This window comes from Brevibacillus choshinensis, assembly GCF_001420695.1.
GTDB lineage: Bacteria > Bacillota > Bacilli > Brevibacillales > Brevibacillaceae > Brevibacillus > Brevibacillus choshinensis.
The window spans coordinates 1,095,565-1,111,872 of record NZ_LJJB01000007.1 but is presented as its reverse complement, the minus strand read 5'-3'; the positions used below and the strand labels follow the sequence as shown (position 1 = coordinate 1,111,872).

Genomic DNA, 16,308 nt, shown 5'->3' with positions numbered 1-16,308 from the left:
ATGGCAATTCCATTATATAGCTTTGCCAATTATGAAACAAGCATATCCAAATTTGTGACAAACGATTTCACAATTAGACCGATGATTGCCTTTCTAGTATGCCTCAAGCCTTTACTCCTATCCAAATTGTCCAGTGGTCCTGTTCCTCGATTATTTGTTGATCCGAAACCTTTTCCCCGATTCGCGTAACGAGCTGCCGCAATTCCTTATCGGAGAGCTCGTGCAAGATCGAACGTCCTGTACGAGCGAGCAAGTCTGCTTCCAAGTCCGCCCATTGATCGTACGTACGACGCACTTCCCAAAACCCGCGGGCACTAATCTGGACAAAACCATTTTTTTGCATCGTTTCTTGAACGACTCCATCCTCTGGTCTCCTTCTCGACTCTTTGACCAGAAGCTGTGGAAATTGTTCCAAGAAATACCCACGGAAATGAGTAGGAGAAGCAGGCATGAGGACATCCGTCATCGTTCGGTCTTGAATGATGCAGATTCCACCCGGCGCCAGCAAACGATAAGCTTCTTCAAAAAAAGGATCTAACTCAGGTAAATGATGGATCAAAGCACGAGCAAAGACAATGTCCGTACTGCCAGCTGGTAGTCCTGTGGCGTGAGCAGCTCTGCGGATAAAAGAAATTCGCCTGTCCTCATGGCAATTGTCCCAAGCAGCTTTTAGCATGACCTCGGAAAAATCAGCACCGATGACTGATTCAGCGCCCATCTCCACCCAGGCTTTGCAGTAGATTCCTCCGCCACATCCGATGTCCATCACTTTTTTCCCTTGTGGATCGACAATAGTACGCATGGCTTTACGCCAGGTTTCGTCTGCAGTTCGGCCTATGTACGAGCTCTGATTCTCTTCCGCGTGAAAATCGATGCCCATTTTATTTCGCCTCCATAAATTCCAGTCGATTGCCGAATGGATCTTCCGTAAAAAATCGGATCAATCCAGGGATTTCATCATCAATTCGGATCGAGATACCTTTCTCCTGCAGGTGGCCCATCAAACGTTCAATCTGGTGAACCAAAAAAGCTGGATGGGCTTTCTTGGCTGGCTGAAAAGCTGACTCGACACCGATGTGGATCATTTGTGGACCACATTGAAACCAGACACCTCCGCGCACTTTTAGTTTCTCAGGCTTCGGCACTTCTGTCATTCCCAGTAGATCTCCAAAGAATCGGCGTGCTTCCTCTTCGCAACCAGCGGGTGCCGCCAATTGGACATGATCGATACCTACCCACTCAAATGCGTAGCTCATGTTACTGATCCCCTCTCGTTTTCGTGCAGAGCACCATCCACTCCTCAATCTGATGAGTAAGCACCCTGCCATTTTCTATTTTCATATCCAGATAGTCTTTTTGTTTGTCTGTCGCAAGTAACAAAGCGTTTTCGACCGTTTGCTCTTGTTGCTCCGACTCCGAGGTACGCTTCACCCATTGCGGGAATCCAAATTTCTTGGTTCGGTGCCGCTGCATCCTGCCGACTAACCCATGCCTATCCATCAGACTACGCCATTCGCTCGCAGATAGACAGCGTACATGGCTTGGATCACGCAGCTTTTCGATCTGATTCATAAATTCAGCAAGGTCAGAATCGTCTGGTGCAACATTATCAATGAGTAAGAAGTTTCCCCCTGGCCGCAAAACACGACTCACTTCACCGATAAAAGCTTCTGGATCGGGAAAATGATGAGCAGCAATTCGACAAGTCACAGCGTCAAAAGACTCATCAAGAAAAGGAAGACCTTCCGCATCGGCCTGCACGTAAAGGATATGCTCTGCTTCCGCTATCCGATTCGCACGGCTCGCCGCCTCGAGCATGGGGCGGGTCAAATCCGTTGCTACTACAAGCTCCACATGGGAAGATAATTTGCGCGCTACATGTCCCCCGCCTGTTGCAATGTCGAGGACGGTCCAATTGCTTTGTGGTTGCATCCAGTCCACTAACAGGTCCAAATCATCACCTTTCGCGTGTGACTGACTTTGGACATACTGTTCGGCGTTTCTTCCGAATTGTTCTTGAACCGCCTTTTTTACTTCATCTTTTTTTACCATGAAGAACACCTCCTAAAACTATCTTATTCCAAATATCGCCTGCCTTGTTATAGAATGTTGCTAACGAGGTATCGACAATATCGTTAAGGAGTTTCGCATATGGATAAAGAAAGTCTCGAAGTGTTTTTGACTATCGCTCGCCACGGGTCGATTAATCGAGCGGCGCAGGCCTTATTTCTCGCTCAGTCGACCGTTACGCATCGCCTGAAGCAGTTAGAGCGCCAAATTGCAACCACCTTGTTTGTGCGAACCGCTTCTGGTGTCTCTCTCACGGCGGAAGGTCGCCGCTTGCTACCCATCGCAGCCAACATCGTCGAACAAATGCGTGCCTTTACCGAGAAAAAAGAGCAGCGTCAATCCATGAACATCGTAGCTGGGAAGGCATTTATCGCCTATGAGCTCCCCCGCCTAATCGGGCAATATCGTCAAGGACATCCACAATTCACCTGTTACGTCCGTTCGACCTTATACGAAGAATCTCTAAGTGCTTTATTAACTGGAACGGCTGATATCGCTTTTCTCGGGAGCGAAATGTATCATCCACATATTTATCAAGAATTTTTGCCAAGTGATCGCATCCTATTGGTCACTGCCCCCAATCACCCTTGGGCAAATGGTTTTCCGGGTTTTCCTGAATGGGGAACCGCGGAAATGGTCCTCTTTGGTAATCATACTGCACCGTATCGCCAACGCATCGACCATTTTCTCGCTCAAAACGGTGTCTTTCCCAATGTCATCATGGAATTAGACAGCTTTAGCGCCGTCAAAAAAATGGTGGAGCAGCAATTGGGCATTACGATGCTACCGGAGCGGACCATCCGCGAAGAGCTATCTGCGGGAACACTTGTCGCCCACGATATCGCAGATGGACAACTGCTTCGTCCGACATTAATCGCCTACCTGCATCCCCAAAAAAAGGACGAAGCTTTTCAGCAATTCGTCCAATGGATCAAAGAAGCCTATTAACGTAAGGTAAGCACCGTCACTTCTGGTCTGCAAAAGAAGCGGATCGGCAGGATCGTCGTCCCAATTCCTCTCGTCGTATAAACCTGCAGTTGACTATTGTTCACTCCATACAACCCTTGCACGTACTTCTGTGACAGCTTGGGAGTCAAAACAGGGCCCATCAGAGGAATTCGGACTTGCCCTCCATGGCTGTGCCCGGACAATTGCAGATGAACAGGAAAGGCGGCTGCTTCATCTGCGAAATCCGGCTCGTGTGCCAGAAGAATCACAGTCTCACCTGCTGGAATCTCAGAGACAGCCCGTGACACGTCAGGTACACCGAACAAAGCATCATCGATTCCCGCTATGTACAACGAGCTCCCTTGTTTGTCCAGACGGAGGTGCCGGTTGTCCATGACCTCAAAACCACTACTGGTTAACTTGCTTCGCACAACATTTTGCTCCTGTAGGCGGTAGTCATGGTTTCCCAGCACCGCGAATTTACCGAGTGGAGCTTGCAATTGTTGAAGTATTGGGACGATGGCAGATAAGTAGCGGGTGCTCTCGTCCACTAGATCACCCGTAAAGCAGATCAGATCAGGCCGTTCCAGCATAATCAGATTAACGACATGCTGGACGTCCTTGGGCTCACAGTAATGCCCCAGATGCAGGTCACTGAAATGGACGAGTTTCGTTCCGCGAAAAGCTTCGGGCATGCCCGGCAGATTAATAGGGACACGCGTCACTTCTATCCACTGTCGTTCCCAACCATAGCTATACAAGCCGCCAACCACACCAAGACCGACCAGTCGGCCTGCTATTTTCAACATTTTATGAAGAAATGACTTGCGAGAGATCGTCGTAATTTTTGGATCTCCCATCGATTACCTATTTTCGTATCCGTTGACTACAACATCGAGTTTGCCCGTTACCGGATCGATCAACAAACCATGTACGGCTACACTTTCAGGCAGGAGAGGATGATTTTTGATCGTCTCCACGCTGTTCTTTACACTATCGTCTACGCAATCAAATCCACGCAGCCATTGGTTCAGATTGATTCCCGCATGCTGTAGCGTCGAGAACGTTTGTGCGGATACACCCTGCTCCATCATTTTCGTCATCGTACGGCTGCTATCCATGGCACTCATCCCACAGTCGTAGTGTCCGACGACCATGACTTCTGCCGCATTGAGCTCATAGATGGCCACCAAAATACTGCGCATGATACTACCAAATGGATGAGAAACAATGGCTCCTGCACTTTTCACGTGCTTGATGTCGCCATTTCTCATATTCATCGCTTTCGGAAGGAGCTCTTCTAAGCGCGTATCCATGCAAGAGAGTACAACCAAGCGTTTATCTGGAAATTTGGTTGTGTGGTATTTTTCGTATTCTTTATTGGCAACAAATTGACGGTTATAGGCGAGAATCTCATCAAGGTTATGCATCCATTACACACCTGCCTCACTTAGATTAGTTTCTCCTCTATTTTACATGGTTATCCGGATGGTTCAACTGTTTGAAAAACATTTAGCCAGAATCCCCTATCCCTTTTCATGCAATAACACCCGTTCTCTGCCAAGGAATCAACCGTGCACGATACATGATTAAACCTAGGTGAGTGCAGCTGGTTGCATAGATGATTGTCCAAAACAATGAGATCCAGATATATGGAATAACGGTAGATTTCTTAAAATTCCATATCGTCGTGAACAACCATCTGAGTAAAACACATTGACGATCAACAAGTAGAAAAACCAGCCAAAACGATTGAACAACCAGAAGAACAGAATCGGGATGAGCTCCAATATGCGTCCTAAACGTTTTATGTAACCACAAATGAACTGTCGCATAGACTGTTCACATCAAAATGTGAGGGAGTGCTTTCGTATGATAAATAGTATCCCACCAAGTTGTATGAATACGTGGGCAATAGCAACTACAACTTACAGAGTTCGACATAGTATTAAAATTACTGATGCGACACAGTTAAGCCAGAAAAGGTTATATGTATATATTAAAACTAGTGAAATAAATTCTACTGAATTTGTTAAAACTGGTGAAACTAGCTTAACTACTTGTGGACCTCAACTTTTCCCTACGCAGTGTTTAAATAAATGGGTCTCTGTTACTTTTAAAAGTGGTGGGGCCATCTGGTTTTGGCCAACAGGAATTCAGAATGATCCGGTAGTAGGAACAATTGCAGGAGGTTGGATTAACACGGAATATTATGATTATATTGACTATGTAGAATGTCCAAAGCCATTAACAGGTACGTGGAAGACAGATTTTGGCACAATGACCTTATCTCAGTCAGGGTACCTTGTTACAGGGACCTATACTTATCACAACGGCACACTCAAGGGCATTCTTAGTCATAACACATTGACTGGAAGATGGAATGATACTTCAGTTGAAGGTAAGTTCATATTTGAGTTTTCCCCTGATAGAAATTCTTTTACAGGAATGTACGGTAAAGGAGAAAGTGAACCAAGCAATAGCAATCCATGGAGAGGTACTCGAGTTAGTTAGTACAAACTTGCTGACGTTTTATCAATCCCCTATTAAGCCTCGTAATTGATCAAAATACTTCAAATTACATATTTTCTTAATTTTACTTTAATCTGGTTATTCTCCTGCAAATACTTCCCAAACAGCTTCAAGATCCAGTTGAAATTCAAAATCGGTCAAAAAATACCACTCCTTCATTGGTCTTGTGGAACCAATAAACAAGCGGTATTAGTTGGATTGCTATTCAAAAGTTTTTCAACATGAAAACGGTATTTTCGTATGATAATAGCCATAAATGTTTTGGCTCGTATCCGCTTCCACTTCCCGAAGCCCCATTTAACTAATCTTCGCCTCAATCCGCAGCTTGTCCGCCACCATGGCGATGAACTCGCTGTTGGTCGGCTTCGCCTTGGTATTCGAAATCGTATACCCAAACAAACTAGAGATGGAGTCCAGATTACCGCGGGACCAGGCTACCTCGATGGCATGGCGAATGGCACGTTCTACGCGGCTGGCTGTCGTATTGAACTTTTTCGCGATATCTGGGTACAGGACTTTTGTAATTGAGCCAAGCAGCTCCACGTCGTTGTACACCATCGTAATGGCCTCACGCAAATACAAATAACCCTTGATATGAGCTGGAACACCAATCTCATGAATGATGCTGGTAATGCTGGCATCCAGATTGCGTCCTCTCACTGCCAGAGGAGCTTGTTGCTTTACCGAAGTGACAAAATTAGAAGATGCTTTGGTCGTAATCATTTGGCGAATACGTTGTGCCAGCACTTCCATGTCAAACGGTTTGAGGATGTAGTAGGCAGCACCCAGTTCAACCGCTTTTTTTGTGATTTCTTCCTGTCCAAACGCAGTCAACATAATAATTTTGGGTTGTGGAGATAGACGCATTGCCTGAATCTGTTCCAATACAGCCAATCCATCTAAATGAGGCATAATAATATCCAAAATCAGAACATCGGGCACACGTTCTTGGAGCAGTCTGACTACCTCGTTACCGTTGTACGCCACGCCGATGACATTCATGTCATACTGGCTACTAATGTACTCTTCTAACAGGTTTACAAATTCGCGGTTATCATCTGCCAACAACACTTCAATCTTGCTCAAAGTCGTTCCTCCTAACAATGGACGGTCTTTTGGAAAGAAGGTGGCATCTTAGAGGTCTATAATCTAAAAGGATCAGTCCAAGCCATTCTTTTCACTTCTAAACTAATTCGACAAACCGAAATCCTTTCCTGCCTATGACGAAAGATTGAATGATATAACTGATATTTCGACAAAGAATACGCGCATTTGCCATAGTGTCGGTACCATCTCGACTCGAATAAAGAAAAAAGCCGTCTCGCTTCGTTGCGTGACGGCTCGTCTCTTTGTAATTAAGCTGCTTTGTCCGTAGGAGATTGCGTTTGCGATTCGGGAGCATTGCGGATATTCACCCCGGCATCCTGTAGCATCCATTCAATATAACAACCATAACCGGATGTTGGGTCGTTGACGAATACATGTGTGACGGCCCCAACGATCTTCCCTTTTTGAATGATGGGGCTACCGCTCATTCCCTGAACAATCCCTCCCGTTTTTTCCAGGAGACGTTTGTCCGTCACTTTAATAATCATGCCTTTTGTGGCAGGAAAGTGTTGCTTGATGACATTGGCGATCTCAATATCGAATTCCTCAACTTTTTGCCCATTCACCACAGTCAATATTTTGGCGGGTCCTTCTTCTACTTGTTCGGCCAGCGCTACTGGCAATGGCTCTTCATAAAAGCTACGCTTGGGCTCGTCCTTCATTTTGCCAAAAATGCCGAATGGCGTGTTTTTCGTGATGTTCCCCAGCACTTCGCTCTCGTTGTAAAAGCGAGCAAACTTTTCTCCCGGGTTTCCACTCTGGCCTTTCTCAATGGAAGTCACGCTGGCTTGTACGATCTGCCCATCTCCGACGACAATCGCCTGACCCGTATCGACGTCGGAAATCACGTGTCCCAATGCACCATATGCTTTGGAATGGGGATCATAAAAGGTGAGTGTGCCTACCCCTGCTGCAGAATCACGAATGTACAAACCCATTCGGTACTCGTTGTCTTTTTTGTCCTTTGCGGGTTGCAACGTGAGATTCAGCTTTTCTTTTCCGCGTACTACGAGGAGTTGAACCGGATGATTTTTCTTTCCGGCCTCATTAATCATGCGTTTTACATCATTCATGTCGTTAATGTACAGATCATTCATTTTGACAATCATGTCTCCCACGTGTACCCCAGATTGCTCGCCAGGCGAGAACTTGGTCTTACCATCGTCCACCAGATGATGACCGACAACGAGCACACCAGCTGTTTGCAGCTTGACGCCAATGGATTGACCACCTGGATATAGACGCAGGTCGGGCAAAACATTTACTTTGACAGCCGTCAGCGGGATGTTTCGCCATTTCACCTGCAGTTGGGCTTCACCTGCCCGTCGTGGCTCGACAGACATTGGCTTGCTCAAATCAACGGACACTTCACGCGCCTCTGTCCCATTGACGTGCAAAATGTCGGGGTTGCTGTTGACAAGAGTGCCCATTACTGGCACGGAGACGCGCAACTGTTCGAGGGACCCTTCCATCATGCGCAATTCATGGGGAAAGGATGACAGACCGCGGAACGGGGTGGAACTCACGACAAGGGCCGTGATGAGGAGAAGGAAACTTCCCATCCATTTTCTTTTGTTCTGTCGGATCACCAGCAATCACTCCTACCGTTCCCTACCTACACCTATGTGACACCTCCACCTTCTGTACCTTTAATGTTGCCTCCGAGGAAGCGGATTATGTCAGGAAAAAAAGACTGTCAACTTGGGTTAGTTGACAGTCTTTCTCTCGCGCCCGAGCAGGATCATTTCTCTGGCATGTTCTTCTGTTTTCGCTGTGACTTCTGCGCCACTCAGCATGCGAGCAAGCTCGATGACACGTTCATCATCCGATAGCCTGTTTACCAGTGTCATCGTCTCATGCTCGCTCATTTCTTTTTTGATGAGGAAATGAGCATCAGCCATCGACGCCACCTGAGGCAAATGGGTGATACACAAGACTTGCCGCTGTCCAGCTACACGAGCCAGCTTTTCCGCGATGGCTTGTGCCGCCCTGCCGCTCACTCCTGTATCCACTTCGTCAAAAATCAACGTCTCGACTTGATCGGTCCCCGCAAGAATCGTCTTGATGGCGAGCATCACACGGGAGAGCTCACCGCCGGACGCGATCTTCGCTAGTGGACGCAGTGGTTCACCAGGGTTGGGAGAGATGAGAAACTCGATCTGATCCATCCCGTTGGCATCTACCTGCCGCTTGATGCCTTCGATCTCGACACCGTCATCATCTGGCGTTTGTCGCACATCTATAGCAAAACGAGCCCGCTCCATATGTAGTTCTTTTAGCTGCTGTTCAATTTCCACCGCTAGCTTTTGCGCACATTCCTGACGGATCACAGACAGTTCGAGTGCTTCCACTGCCAAATCAGCCGCGAGCTCTGTCAAACGCTCCTGAACCTGCTGCAAACGGTCCTCGTAATGATGCATGTCATCCAGTTCATCCTGAATGGTCGCTGCATATTCAAGGATATCGTCTACGCTTTTCCCATATTTGCGCTTCAGAGACTGGATTTGATCCAGACGGCTCTCGACCTCCGTCAGCTGAGTTGGTTCAAAATCCATCTGATACGATAGCTGCCGCAGCTGATGAACGACATCCTCGATCTGGTAGTACGCGCTTTGCACCGTTTCTAAAATAGGCGTCAGCTGTTCCTCGTAGCCAGCCACACGCTCCAGTTCGCCCATGGCGTGACCCAGCCAGTCCATGCCTTTCTGATCACCGTACAACGAACGATATGCATCCTGGATCGATGAATAAACCTTCTCAATGTTCATCCACTTTTTGCGTTGCTGCTGCAGCTTTTCGTCTTCACCCGGAGCTAGACCCGCCGATTCAATCTCATTTAACTGATATTGTAATAGATCGATTCGCTGCACCAGCTCTCGCTCATTGCGCGCCATTCGTTCTAAATCCTGCTTGGTTTTACGAAAAGCCGTATATAGATTCGTGTACTCTGCCTTGGCTCCGCCGAGCGCTGATTCCCCGTATGCATCCAGCCAGTTGATATGCTTGTCCGACTGCATCAGCATATGGGTATCGTGCTGTCCATGTACCGTCACTAACCAAGGTCCCAGTTCACGCAGCATGGCCAGGGTAACCAACTGTCCGTTCAAGCGAATAATGCTTTTCCCCTGATTAGATATATCCCTTCGCACAACCAACATGCCATCCTGCTCGATTTGGACGCCGACGCTCTCACATACTGCCAACGCCGGATGACCCGCGGGCAGTTCGAACAGCCCTTCGACTTCGGCACGCGACTCTCCGTAACGGACAAAGTCAGCGGAGGCTCTACCTCCTAAGAGCAAGCCAAGTGCATCGATAATAATGGATTTACCTGCTCCTGTTTCACCCGTGAGGATATTCAATCCTTTTTGAAAGGAAACCGTAACAGATTTGATGATGGCAAAATTTCGAATGGAGAGTTCCACTAACATGGCAAGCGACCACCTTTACAGCATTTCCATTAAGCGCTTTGTCACTTCATCGGTATTTTCCTTGGAACGACAAATGATCAAGATCGTATTGTCACCGCTGATTGTGCCCATGATTTCTTCCCATGGCAGGTTATCAATCAATTCGGCTACGGCATTTGCATGTCCCGAAAGTGTTTTTAATACAATAAAGTGATCTGCCTGGTCGATGCTCATGAATGAATCGACGAGCATGCGTTTCAACTTTTGCAGAGGATTAAACTTTTGCTCGGTTGGAATAGAGTACTTGTACCGGCCATCTGGCAGCGGCACTTTTACGAGATGCAACTCCTTGATGTCACGGGACACCGTTGCTTGCGTCACATTAAATCCAGCCGCACGCAAACGTTCCACCAGCTCATCCTGGGTTTCCACCTCAACATTGCTGATGATGTCCCTGATCCGGATATGTCGTTGCCCTTTGTTCATATGATTTACTCCCATTCCCCTTGTAATTTCGTGCGGATTGCCTCGAAAAAGCCACCTGTTTTCCACTTAATCAGTGGTGTCACATACGGCGACTTTTTAATGTAAATTTGATCGCCTCCCTCAAGCCTGTAACCAAACTGGCCGTCGATCGACAAGCCCATTTCCTGATGGATCGCATCGACTTCGACACGGATCACCTCATTGCCAGAGAGCACCATCGGCCGCGCAGTGAGGGAATGCGGGGCAACCGGTGTCAGTAATAGCATGTCCACATTGGGCGCTACAATCGGGCCTCCTGCAGACAATGAGTAGGCCGTAGAGCCTGTTGGTGTCGATACAATGACGCCATCACCACTAAACGTGGCGACATAGGCATTGTCTAAATAAACGGCACATTGAATGATGCGGCAAAACGAACCTTTCGCAATTCCGATATCATTCATCGCCGTATAATTACCCAAGCTCACGCCTTTTCGAATAAGTGTGGCTTCGAGCATCGTACGTTCCTCAATATCATATTTACCCAAAAGGAGATTGTCGACCGCATGAGGCAAATCCTCTGGCTCTGCTTCAGACAAAAAGCCCAGCGTCCCCAGGTTGATCCCCAAAATAGGTAACGAGCGTCCCGCTAGCTGGCGGGCTATACCCAGGAGTGTGCCATCTCCTCCGAGGACACATACCAGATCCGCTTGTTTTCCGATATCTTCCACTGTCGCTCCGAGTTCGGCACGTCCCAAGTCAGATGCGATGTTTTCATCCAGAAAAACCTGAGCACCACGAGCCTCGATCAAATACAGCAGCTCCCGTGCAACGATGCGTGCTTCCGGTTTCCCTTTATTTGCTATGATCCCAATTTTCTTCACATGGTCCACCCCAAACTGGTTGGTTGGAAATCCTTATACAAGTATACAACTTCTCTTGCATAAATAAAAAGCCTCGATTCGGACAAAACTCCCGAGGCTTTGTTCACTTTCCTTATTTTAACACGGCATGGGCAGAAGCGACTACCTCTGTTACCAGTTTCAGCCACTCTTCTGAATCCAGACCCGTATCACTTTTTGTAGCGTGTAATACAAACTCGATGTTGCCTTCACCCCCGGTGATCGGCGAAAAGTCTAGTGCCTTGAGCGCAAAGCCAAGGCTGCGGGCAAATTCACCGATGTCCGTCAGCACAGCTTCATGAGTCTGGGGATCGCGCACAATACCGTTCTTCCCAACTTTTTCTTTGCCAGCCTCGAACTGGGGTTTGACTAGTGCGACCACATCTCCGCCTTCTTTGAGAAAACGGTACAGTACCGGCAAAATCAAACGTAAGGAAATGAAAGATACATCGATGGATGCGGCATCAGGCATTTCGTGATGAAATGCATCCGGATCTAGATGACGGAAATTGGTCCGTTCCATAACGACGACCCGCTCATCCTGACGTAGGCTCCATGCCAATTGGCCGTATCCCACATCAATCGCATACACGAGACGAGCGCCGTGCTGCAGAGCACAATCCGTAAAACCACCGGTAGATGCACCGATGTCCATCATCACGCGTCCAGTCATGTCGATCTCAAAAACCCGCAACGCTTTTTCCAGCTTCAGTCCACCACGACCTACATACGGATGGATTTCGCCTTTGACAGTGATGGCGACGTCTTCCGGGAATTTGGTACCCGGTTTATCACATCTCTCGCCTGCTACTTGCACGAGTCCAGCCATCACGGCCGCTTTAGCTTTTTCTCTCGTTTCGTACATGCCACGCTCCACGAGCAGGACATCTACGCGTTCTTTTCTTATACTCATGCTTCCACTACGCCCTTCGTAGGCATCAAAGCACGCACGCGGGACGCAATGTTCTCTGCCGTTAGTCCTACTTCTAGCCGTTGTTCTTTGACACTGCCATGCTCAACAAAATAGTCAGGTACCGCTACCATCTGCACATGCACATCATGATAACCGGCACGGTTGTAGCACTCCAGCACTGCGCTGCCGAAGCCACCGATTTCGGAGCCTTCTTCTACTGTAATAATGCGGTAGCCTTCCTTTGCCAAACGGAGCAACAGCTCTTCGTCCAATGGCTTGCAAAAGCGCGCGTTGACGAGCATAGGCTCGAGGCCTTCCGTCCGCAGCTGATTTACAGCCTGTTCGGCTACCTCGAATACATGGCCAAATGACACGATGGCGACGTGCTTGCCTGCCTGGACAATCTCCGCCTTCCCGATCGGGAGGACTTTCAGTTCTTCGTCCATCTGCACTCCCCGTACTGGCAAACGTGGATAACGATAAGAAATCGGTCCATCGTTGTATACAGCAGCGGTCTTCATCATATGGCGCAGCTCGTTCTCGTCTTTCGGTGCCATGATCACCATATTAGGAATGATCCGCATAAAGGCAGTATCGTACATCCCTTGGTGCGTTTCACCATCCGCACCCACGAGTCCGGCACGGTCTACTGCAAACACGACATTGAGCTTTTGACGGGCTACATCGTGAATCAGCTGGTCGTAAGCCCTTTGTAGGAACGTGGAGTAAATGGCCAGAACCGGCTTCAATCCTTGAGTTGCCAGACCAGCTGCAAAGGTACAAGCATGCTGCTCTGCAATCCCTACGTCAAATAGTCGATCCGGGAACTTCTGACCAAACGGAATCAGACCGGAACCAGCTGGCATAGCTGGCGTAACTGCCACGATCTTTTGATTCTCGCTCGCCAATGTCATCATAGTATCCGCAAAAATGGATGTATACGTTGGGGCCGACTTTGGTGTATCGCCGGACTCAATCTTGTAGGTGCCAATCCCATGCCACTTGACGGAATCCGCTTCAGCTGGGGCATACCCTTTTCCTTTTTTCGTAATCGCGTGGATCAGGACAGGTCCCTTGGTTTGCTTCGCTGTCTTCATCGTATCCAGCAAAAGCCCCATGTCATGACCGTCGATCGGACCAATGTACGTAAACCCTAGCTCCTCGAATAGAACACCGGAAACCAGCAAATACTTCATGCTGTCCTTGAATCTCTCAGCCATATTTGCCAATTTCCCGCCAACTGCGGGGATCGATTTGAGGAGGCCTTCCACTTCATCCTTGGCCCATTGGTAATTCTCTGTGGAACGCAATTTGCCCAAATAGTTGTGCAAAGCTCCTACGTTTGGAGCAATCGACATTTCGTTGTCGTTGAGTACCACGATCACGTTTTTACGCTCGTGCCCGATGTGATTGAGCGCCTCCAGCGCCATCCCACCAGTCAGGGCGCCATCACCAATCACGGCAACCACGTGGTTCTTTTCCTTTTTCAGATCGCGCGCTGTCGCCATCCCCATCGCCGCAGACAACGAAGTGCTGCTATGTCCGGTTTCCCAGACGTCATGAGGACTTTCGATCATTTTCGGGAATCCGCACAATCCTTTGTATTGACGCAGGGTAGGAAACATTTCTCTACGACCCGTCAACATTTTATGTACATAGGCTTGATGGCCCACATCCCAGATCAACTTGTCCCGAGGGCTATCGAAGACATAGTGCAAAGCCAGCGTCAGCTCGACTACACCGAGATTTGGAGCCAGATGGCCACCGGTTTTAGACAGATTCTCTACGAGAAACTGCCGGATTTCTGATGCCAACGTATATAGCTGCGGCTGTGTGCACTTTTTCAAGTCTTGAGGATCATTTATGGTAGTAAGCAGCATGGGTATTCCTCACTTTCCACTGTTCGTTCTCCGGCGATTGTGCGTGCTGCAATCCAATCCAACCCATGGAAAACTTGGCTCCCCCTTTGGGCAGAGCCTACATATTACGCTTCTTTTACGCTTGCTTCATTATAACGGTTTCTATACAAAAACACCACTTTTCATCAACATCAGCTAATGACGTCACGATATGGCCTAACTTCTGTTAAAATAAAATGGATCGAAAATTCGAGAGTGAGGTGTGGCCTCCATGAAATTTTCTCAAATTACATATCAGCGCATTGATATGGGGCAGACAGAGCAGCGGTTTGACGAGCTGTTACAAGCATTTCAAGATGCAACAAGCTTTGATGCCCAAGACAAAGTGATGGGACAACTCATCGAACTACGTCAAGAAGTCGAATCCTCAAGGGAAGTCGCACAAATTCGTCATACCATTAATACCGAGGATTCCACCTACAAAGAAGAACAGGACTATTGGGATGAAGTAGATCCATTGTACCAAGGACTCATTTCCCGTTACTACGCAGCGATCGTTCACTCCCGGTTTCGTCCCGAGCTTGAGAAAAAATGGGGGGCTCAGCTGTTTCGGATTGCGGAAACGACGCTCCGTACCTTTTCTCCTGACGTCGTAGGTGACCTCCAGGAAGAGAACAAACTGGTCAGCCGCTATGTCGCCCTAATCGCTTCGGCAAAGATTCCGTTTGAGGGGGAAGAACGGACGATACCTCAGTTGACTCCCTACCAGAGCTCTACGAACAGGGATACTCGCAAGCGTTCAAACGAGGCCAAGTACACATTTTTCCAAGAGCACTCTGAAGAATTAGACCGCATTTATGATGATTTGGTCAAAGTACGCTCCCGCATTGCGGAAAAGCTCGGGTTTTCAAGCTTTGTTGAACTGGCGTACGCCCGGCTAAATCGGACAGATTATAACGCTGAACAAGTAGCTAATTTCCGTAAGCAGGTATACGAGTACATCGTTCCCGTTGCCACCAAGCTGGCAGAGCGGCAGCGCGAACGAATAGGTGTAGATGTTATGAAGTACTACGATTTAGCTTTTGATTTCGCTACAGGAAATCCAACTCCAAAAGGATCACCCGAGTGGATCGTCGAGAACGGTAAAAAGATGTATGCCGAGTTGTCGCCGCAAACCGATGAATTTTTCACATTCATGCTCGAAAACGATTGCTTGGACCTGCTCAGTAAAAAAGGGAAAGCGAACGGCGGTTACTGCACGTACATCAGTCAATACGAACTCCCTTACATATTTGCGAACTTCAATGGTACTTCCGGGGACATTGATGTTTTGACTCACGAAGCAGGGCACGCGTTTCAGGTATATGTAAGCCGCAGCTTTGAAGTACCCGAATACCATTTTCCGACCTATGAGGCTTGCGAAATTCATTCGATGAGTATGGAATTTTTGACTTGGCCTTGGATGGAGCTGTTCTTTGAGGAGGACACGGAGAAGTACAAATTCTCACACCTGGAAAGCGGGCTTACCTTTATTCCTTACGGGGTCGCCGTGGACGAATTCCAGCATGCTATTTATGAAAATCCGGAAATGACTCCTGCCGAGCGGAAACGCACATGGCGTCAGATCGAACGAAAATACCTCCCGCATCGCAATTACGACGAAAATGAATTCCTCGAGGAAGGCGGCTTCTGGCAGCAGCAAAGCCACATCTACCGCAATCCTTTCTATTACATCGACTACACGCTTGCACAAATTTGTGCCTTCCAGTTCTGGAAGCGCGCTCAGGAAAATCGGGAACAGGCTTGGGACGATTACCTGACCTTGTGCAAAGAAGGCGGCAGCAAATCATTTACTGAATTGGTGCAAGTAGCGAAGCTGTATTCCCCGTTTGAGGATGGCTGCGTCAAGTCGGTGATTGATGACATCGACAGCTGGCTCGACACCGTAAACGACAAAGCGTTATAAACTCTCTGCAAACAAAAATCATTCCTAGAGCAACCAGTGTGCTACGGTATTCATCCGTCGTACACTGGTTTTTTTCATTAATCTCATGAAAATTACGGCATTTTCATATAGCCCATATGGAATGAATGGATTAAAA

Annotated in this window: 15 protein-coding genes; 3 read left to right on the top strand and 12 right to left on the bottom strand. The window is 47.9% G+C overall.

Features of this window, described 5'->3' with window-relative positions; genetic code table 11:
• Window positions 1-103: 103 nt before the first annotated feature.
• The 3 genes from AN963_RS05345 to AN963_RS05335 are packed head-to-tail and all read right to left on the bottom strand — an operon-like array spanning window position 104 to window position 2,052.
• Window positions 104-880, bottom strand: a complete 777-nt coding sequence (locus AN963_RS05345; protein ID WP_055743494.1) for a class I SAM-dependent methyltransferase — start codon at window positions 878-880, stop codon at window positions 104-106.
• A 1-nt stretch (window position 881) separates the two neighbouring features.
• The gene (locus AN963_RS05340; protein WP_055743493.1) at window positions 882-1,256 is read right to left on the bottom strand and encodes a VOC family protein; all 375 of its coding nucleotides are present in this window, start codon (window positions 1,254-1,256) and stop codon (window positions 882-884) included.
• 1 nt (window position 1,257) lies between these two features.
• A complete protein-coding gene (locus AN963_RS05335) occupies window positions 1,258-2,052 on the bottom strand; it encodes a class I SAM-dependent methyltransferase (protein WP_055743492.1) in 795 nt (264 codons plus the stop codon).
• A gap of 99 nt (window positions 2,053-2,151) precedes the next feature.
• Between AN963_RS05335 and AN963_RS05330 the strand changes: the two genes are divergently transcribed.
• Window positions 2,152-3,018 carry a LysR family transcriptional regulator gene (locus AN963_RS05330; RefSeq protein WP_055743491.1) on the top strand — a complete coding sequence of 289 codons (867 nt, stop codon included), beginning with the start codon at window positions 2,152-2,154 and terminating at the stop codon, window positions 3,016-3,018.
• Here the strand turns inward: AN963_RS05330 and AN963_RS05325 are convergent.
• Both AN963_RS05325 and AN963_RS05320 read right to left on the bottom strand, forming a co-directional pair.
• A complete protein-coding gene (locus AN963_RS05325) occupies window positions 3,015-3,878 on the bottom strand; it encodes a metallophosphoesterase (protein ID WP_055743490.1) in 864 nt (287 codons plus the stop codon). The two genes, AN963_RS05330 and AN963_RS05325, sit on opposite strands and share 4 nt — an antisense overlap.
• Window positions 3,879-3,881: 3 nt before the next feature.
• Window positions 3,882-4,448, bottom strand: a complete 567-nt coding sequence (locus tag AN963_RS05320; protein ID WP_055743489.1) for a beta-class carbonic anhydrase — start codon at window positions 4,446-4,448, stop codon at window positions 3,882-3,884.
• Window positions 4,449-4,890: 442 nt separating this feature from the next.
• On the opposite strand from AN963_RS05320, the gene AN963_RS05315 reads away from it, so the two are divergent.
• A complete protein-coding gene (locus AN963_RS05315; RefSeq protein WP_055743488.1) occupies window positions 4,891-5,532 on the top strand; it encodes a hypothetical protein in 642 nt (213 codons plus the stop codon).
• Window positions 5,533-5,847: 315 nt separating this feature from the next.
• On the opposite strand, the gene spo0A is transcribed toward AN963_RS05315, so the two are convergent.
• From spo0A to dxs, 7 genes are all read right to left on the bottom strand, one after another.
• The gene (gene spo0A, locus AN963_RS05310) at window positions 5,848-6,636 is read right to left on the bottom strand and encodes a sporulation transcription factor Spo0A (RefSeq protein ID WP_055743487.1); all 789 of its coding nucleotides are present in this window, start codon (window positions 6,634-6,636) and stop codon (window positions 5,848-5,850) included.
• Between the two features lie 269 nt (window positions 6,637-6,905).
• Complete coding sequence (spoIVB, locus tag AN963_RS05305) at window positions 6,906-8,246, bottom strand: SpoIVB peptidase (protein ID WP_055743486.1); 1,341 nt, start codon at window positions 8,244-8,246, stop codon at window positions 6,906-6,908.
• A 117-nt stretch (window positions 8,247-8,363) separates the two neighbouring features.
• Window positions 8,364-10,088: a DNA repair protein RecN gene (gene recN, locus AN963_RS05300; protein WP_055743485.1), complete on the bottom strand. Its 1,725-nt coding sequence runs from the start codon at window positions 10,086-10,088 to the stop codon at window positions 8,364-8,366.
• Between the two features lie 15 nt (window positions 10,089-10,103).
• Window positions 10,104-10,553, bottom strand: coding sequence for a transcriptional regulator AhrC/ArgR (ahrC, locus tag AN963_RS05295; RefSeq protein ID WP_055743484.1), 450 nt, complete (start codon window positions 10,551-10,553; stop codon window positions 10,104-10,106).
• Between the two features lie 5 nt (window positions 10,554-10,558).
• Entirely contained in the window at window positions 10,559-11,416 is an 858-nt protein-coding gene (locus AN963_RS05290) for an NAD(+)/NADH kinase (RefSeq protein ID WP_055743483.1), read from the bottom strand.
• 112 nt (window positions 11,417-11,528) lie between these two features.
• Complete coding sequence (locus AN963_RS05285) at window positions 11,529-12,347, bottom strand: TlyA family RNA methyltransferase (protein WP_055743482.1); 819 nt, start codon at window positions 12,345-12,347, stop codon at window positions 11,529-11,531.
• Window positions 12,344-14,227 (bottom strand): 1-deoxy-D-xylulose-5-phosphate synthase, encoded by a 1,884-nt coding sequence (gene dxs / locus AN963_RS05280; RefSeq protein WP_055743481.1) that lies wholly within the window; start codon window positions 14,225-14,227, stop codon window positions 12,344-12,346. Before dxs ends, AN963_RS05285 begins: the two co-directional genes overlap by 4 nt.
• 250 nt (window positions 14,228-14,477) lie before the next feature.
• On the opposite strand from dxs, the gene AN963_RS05275 reads away from it, so the two are divergent.
• Window positions 14,478-16,172, top strand: coding sequence for a M3 family oligoendopeptidase (locus tag AN963_RS05275; protein ID WP_055743480.1), 1,695 nt, complete (start codon window positions 14,478-14,480; stop codon window positions 16,170-16,172).
• Window positions 16,173-16,308 lie beyond the last annotated feature (136 nt).

Bases quoted from the DNA above. Each gene is read 5' to 3' on its own strand.
- AN963_RS05345 (WP_055743494.1), bottom strand. From the start codon at position 880: ATGGGCATCGATTTTCACGCGGAAGAGAATCAGAGCTCGTACATAGGC.
- AN963_RS05340 (WP_055743493.1), bottom strand. From the start codon at position 1,256: ATGAGCTACGCATTTGAGTGGGTAGGTATCGATCATGTCCAATTGGCG.
- AN963_RS05335 (WP_055743492.1), bottom strand. From the start codon at position 2,052: ATGGTAAAAAAAGATGAAGTAAAAAAGGCGGTTCAAGAACAATTCGGA.
- AN963_RS05330 (WP_055743491.1), top strand. From the start codon at position 2,152: ATGGATAAAGAAAGTCTCGAAGTGTTTTTGACTATCGCTCGCCACGGG.
- AN963_RS05325 (WP_055743490.1), bottom strand. From the start codon at position 3,878: ATGGGAGATCCAAAAATTACGACGATCTCTCGCAAGTCATTTCTTCAT.
- AN963_RS05320 (WP_055743489.1), bottom strand. From the start codon at position 4,448: ATGCATAACCTTGATGAGATTCTCGCCTATAACCGTCAATTTGTTGCC.
- AN963_RS05315 (WP_055743488.1), top strand. From the start codon at position 4,891: ATGATAAATAGTATCCCACCAAGTTGTATGAATACGTGGGCAATAGCA.
- recN (WP_055743485.1), bottom strand. From the start codon at position 10,088: ATGTTAGTGGAACTCTCCATTCGAAATTTTGCCATCATCAAATCTGTT.
- ahrC (WP_055743484.1), bottom strand. From the start codon at position 10,553: ATGAACAAAGGGCAACGACATATCCGGATCAGGGACATCATCAGCAAT.
- AN963_RS05285 (WP_055743482.1), bottom strand. From the start codon at position 12,347: ATGAGTATAAGAAAAGAACGCGTAGATGTCCTGCTCGTGGAGCGTGGC.
- dxs (WP_055743481.1), bottom strand. From the start codon at position 14,227: ATGCTGCTTACTACCATAAATGATCCTCAAGACTTGAAAAAGTGCACA.
- AN963_RS05275 (WP_055743480.1), top strand. From the start codon at position 14,478: ATGAAATTTTCTCAAATTACATATCAGCGCATTGATATGGGGCAGACA.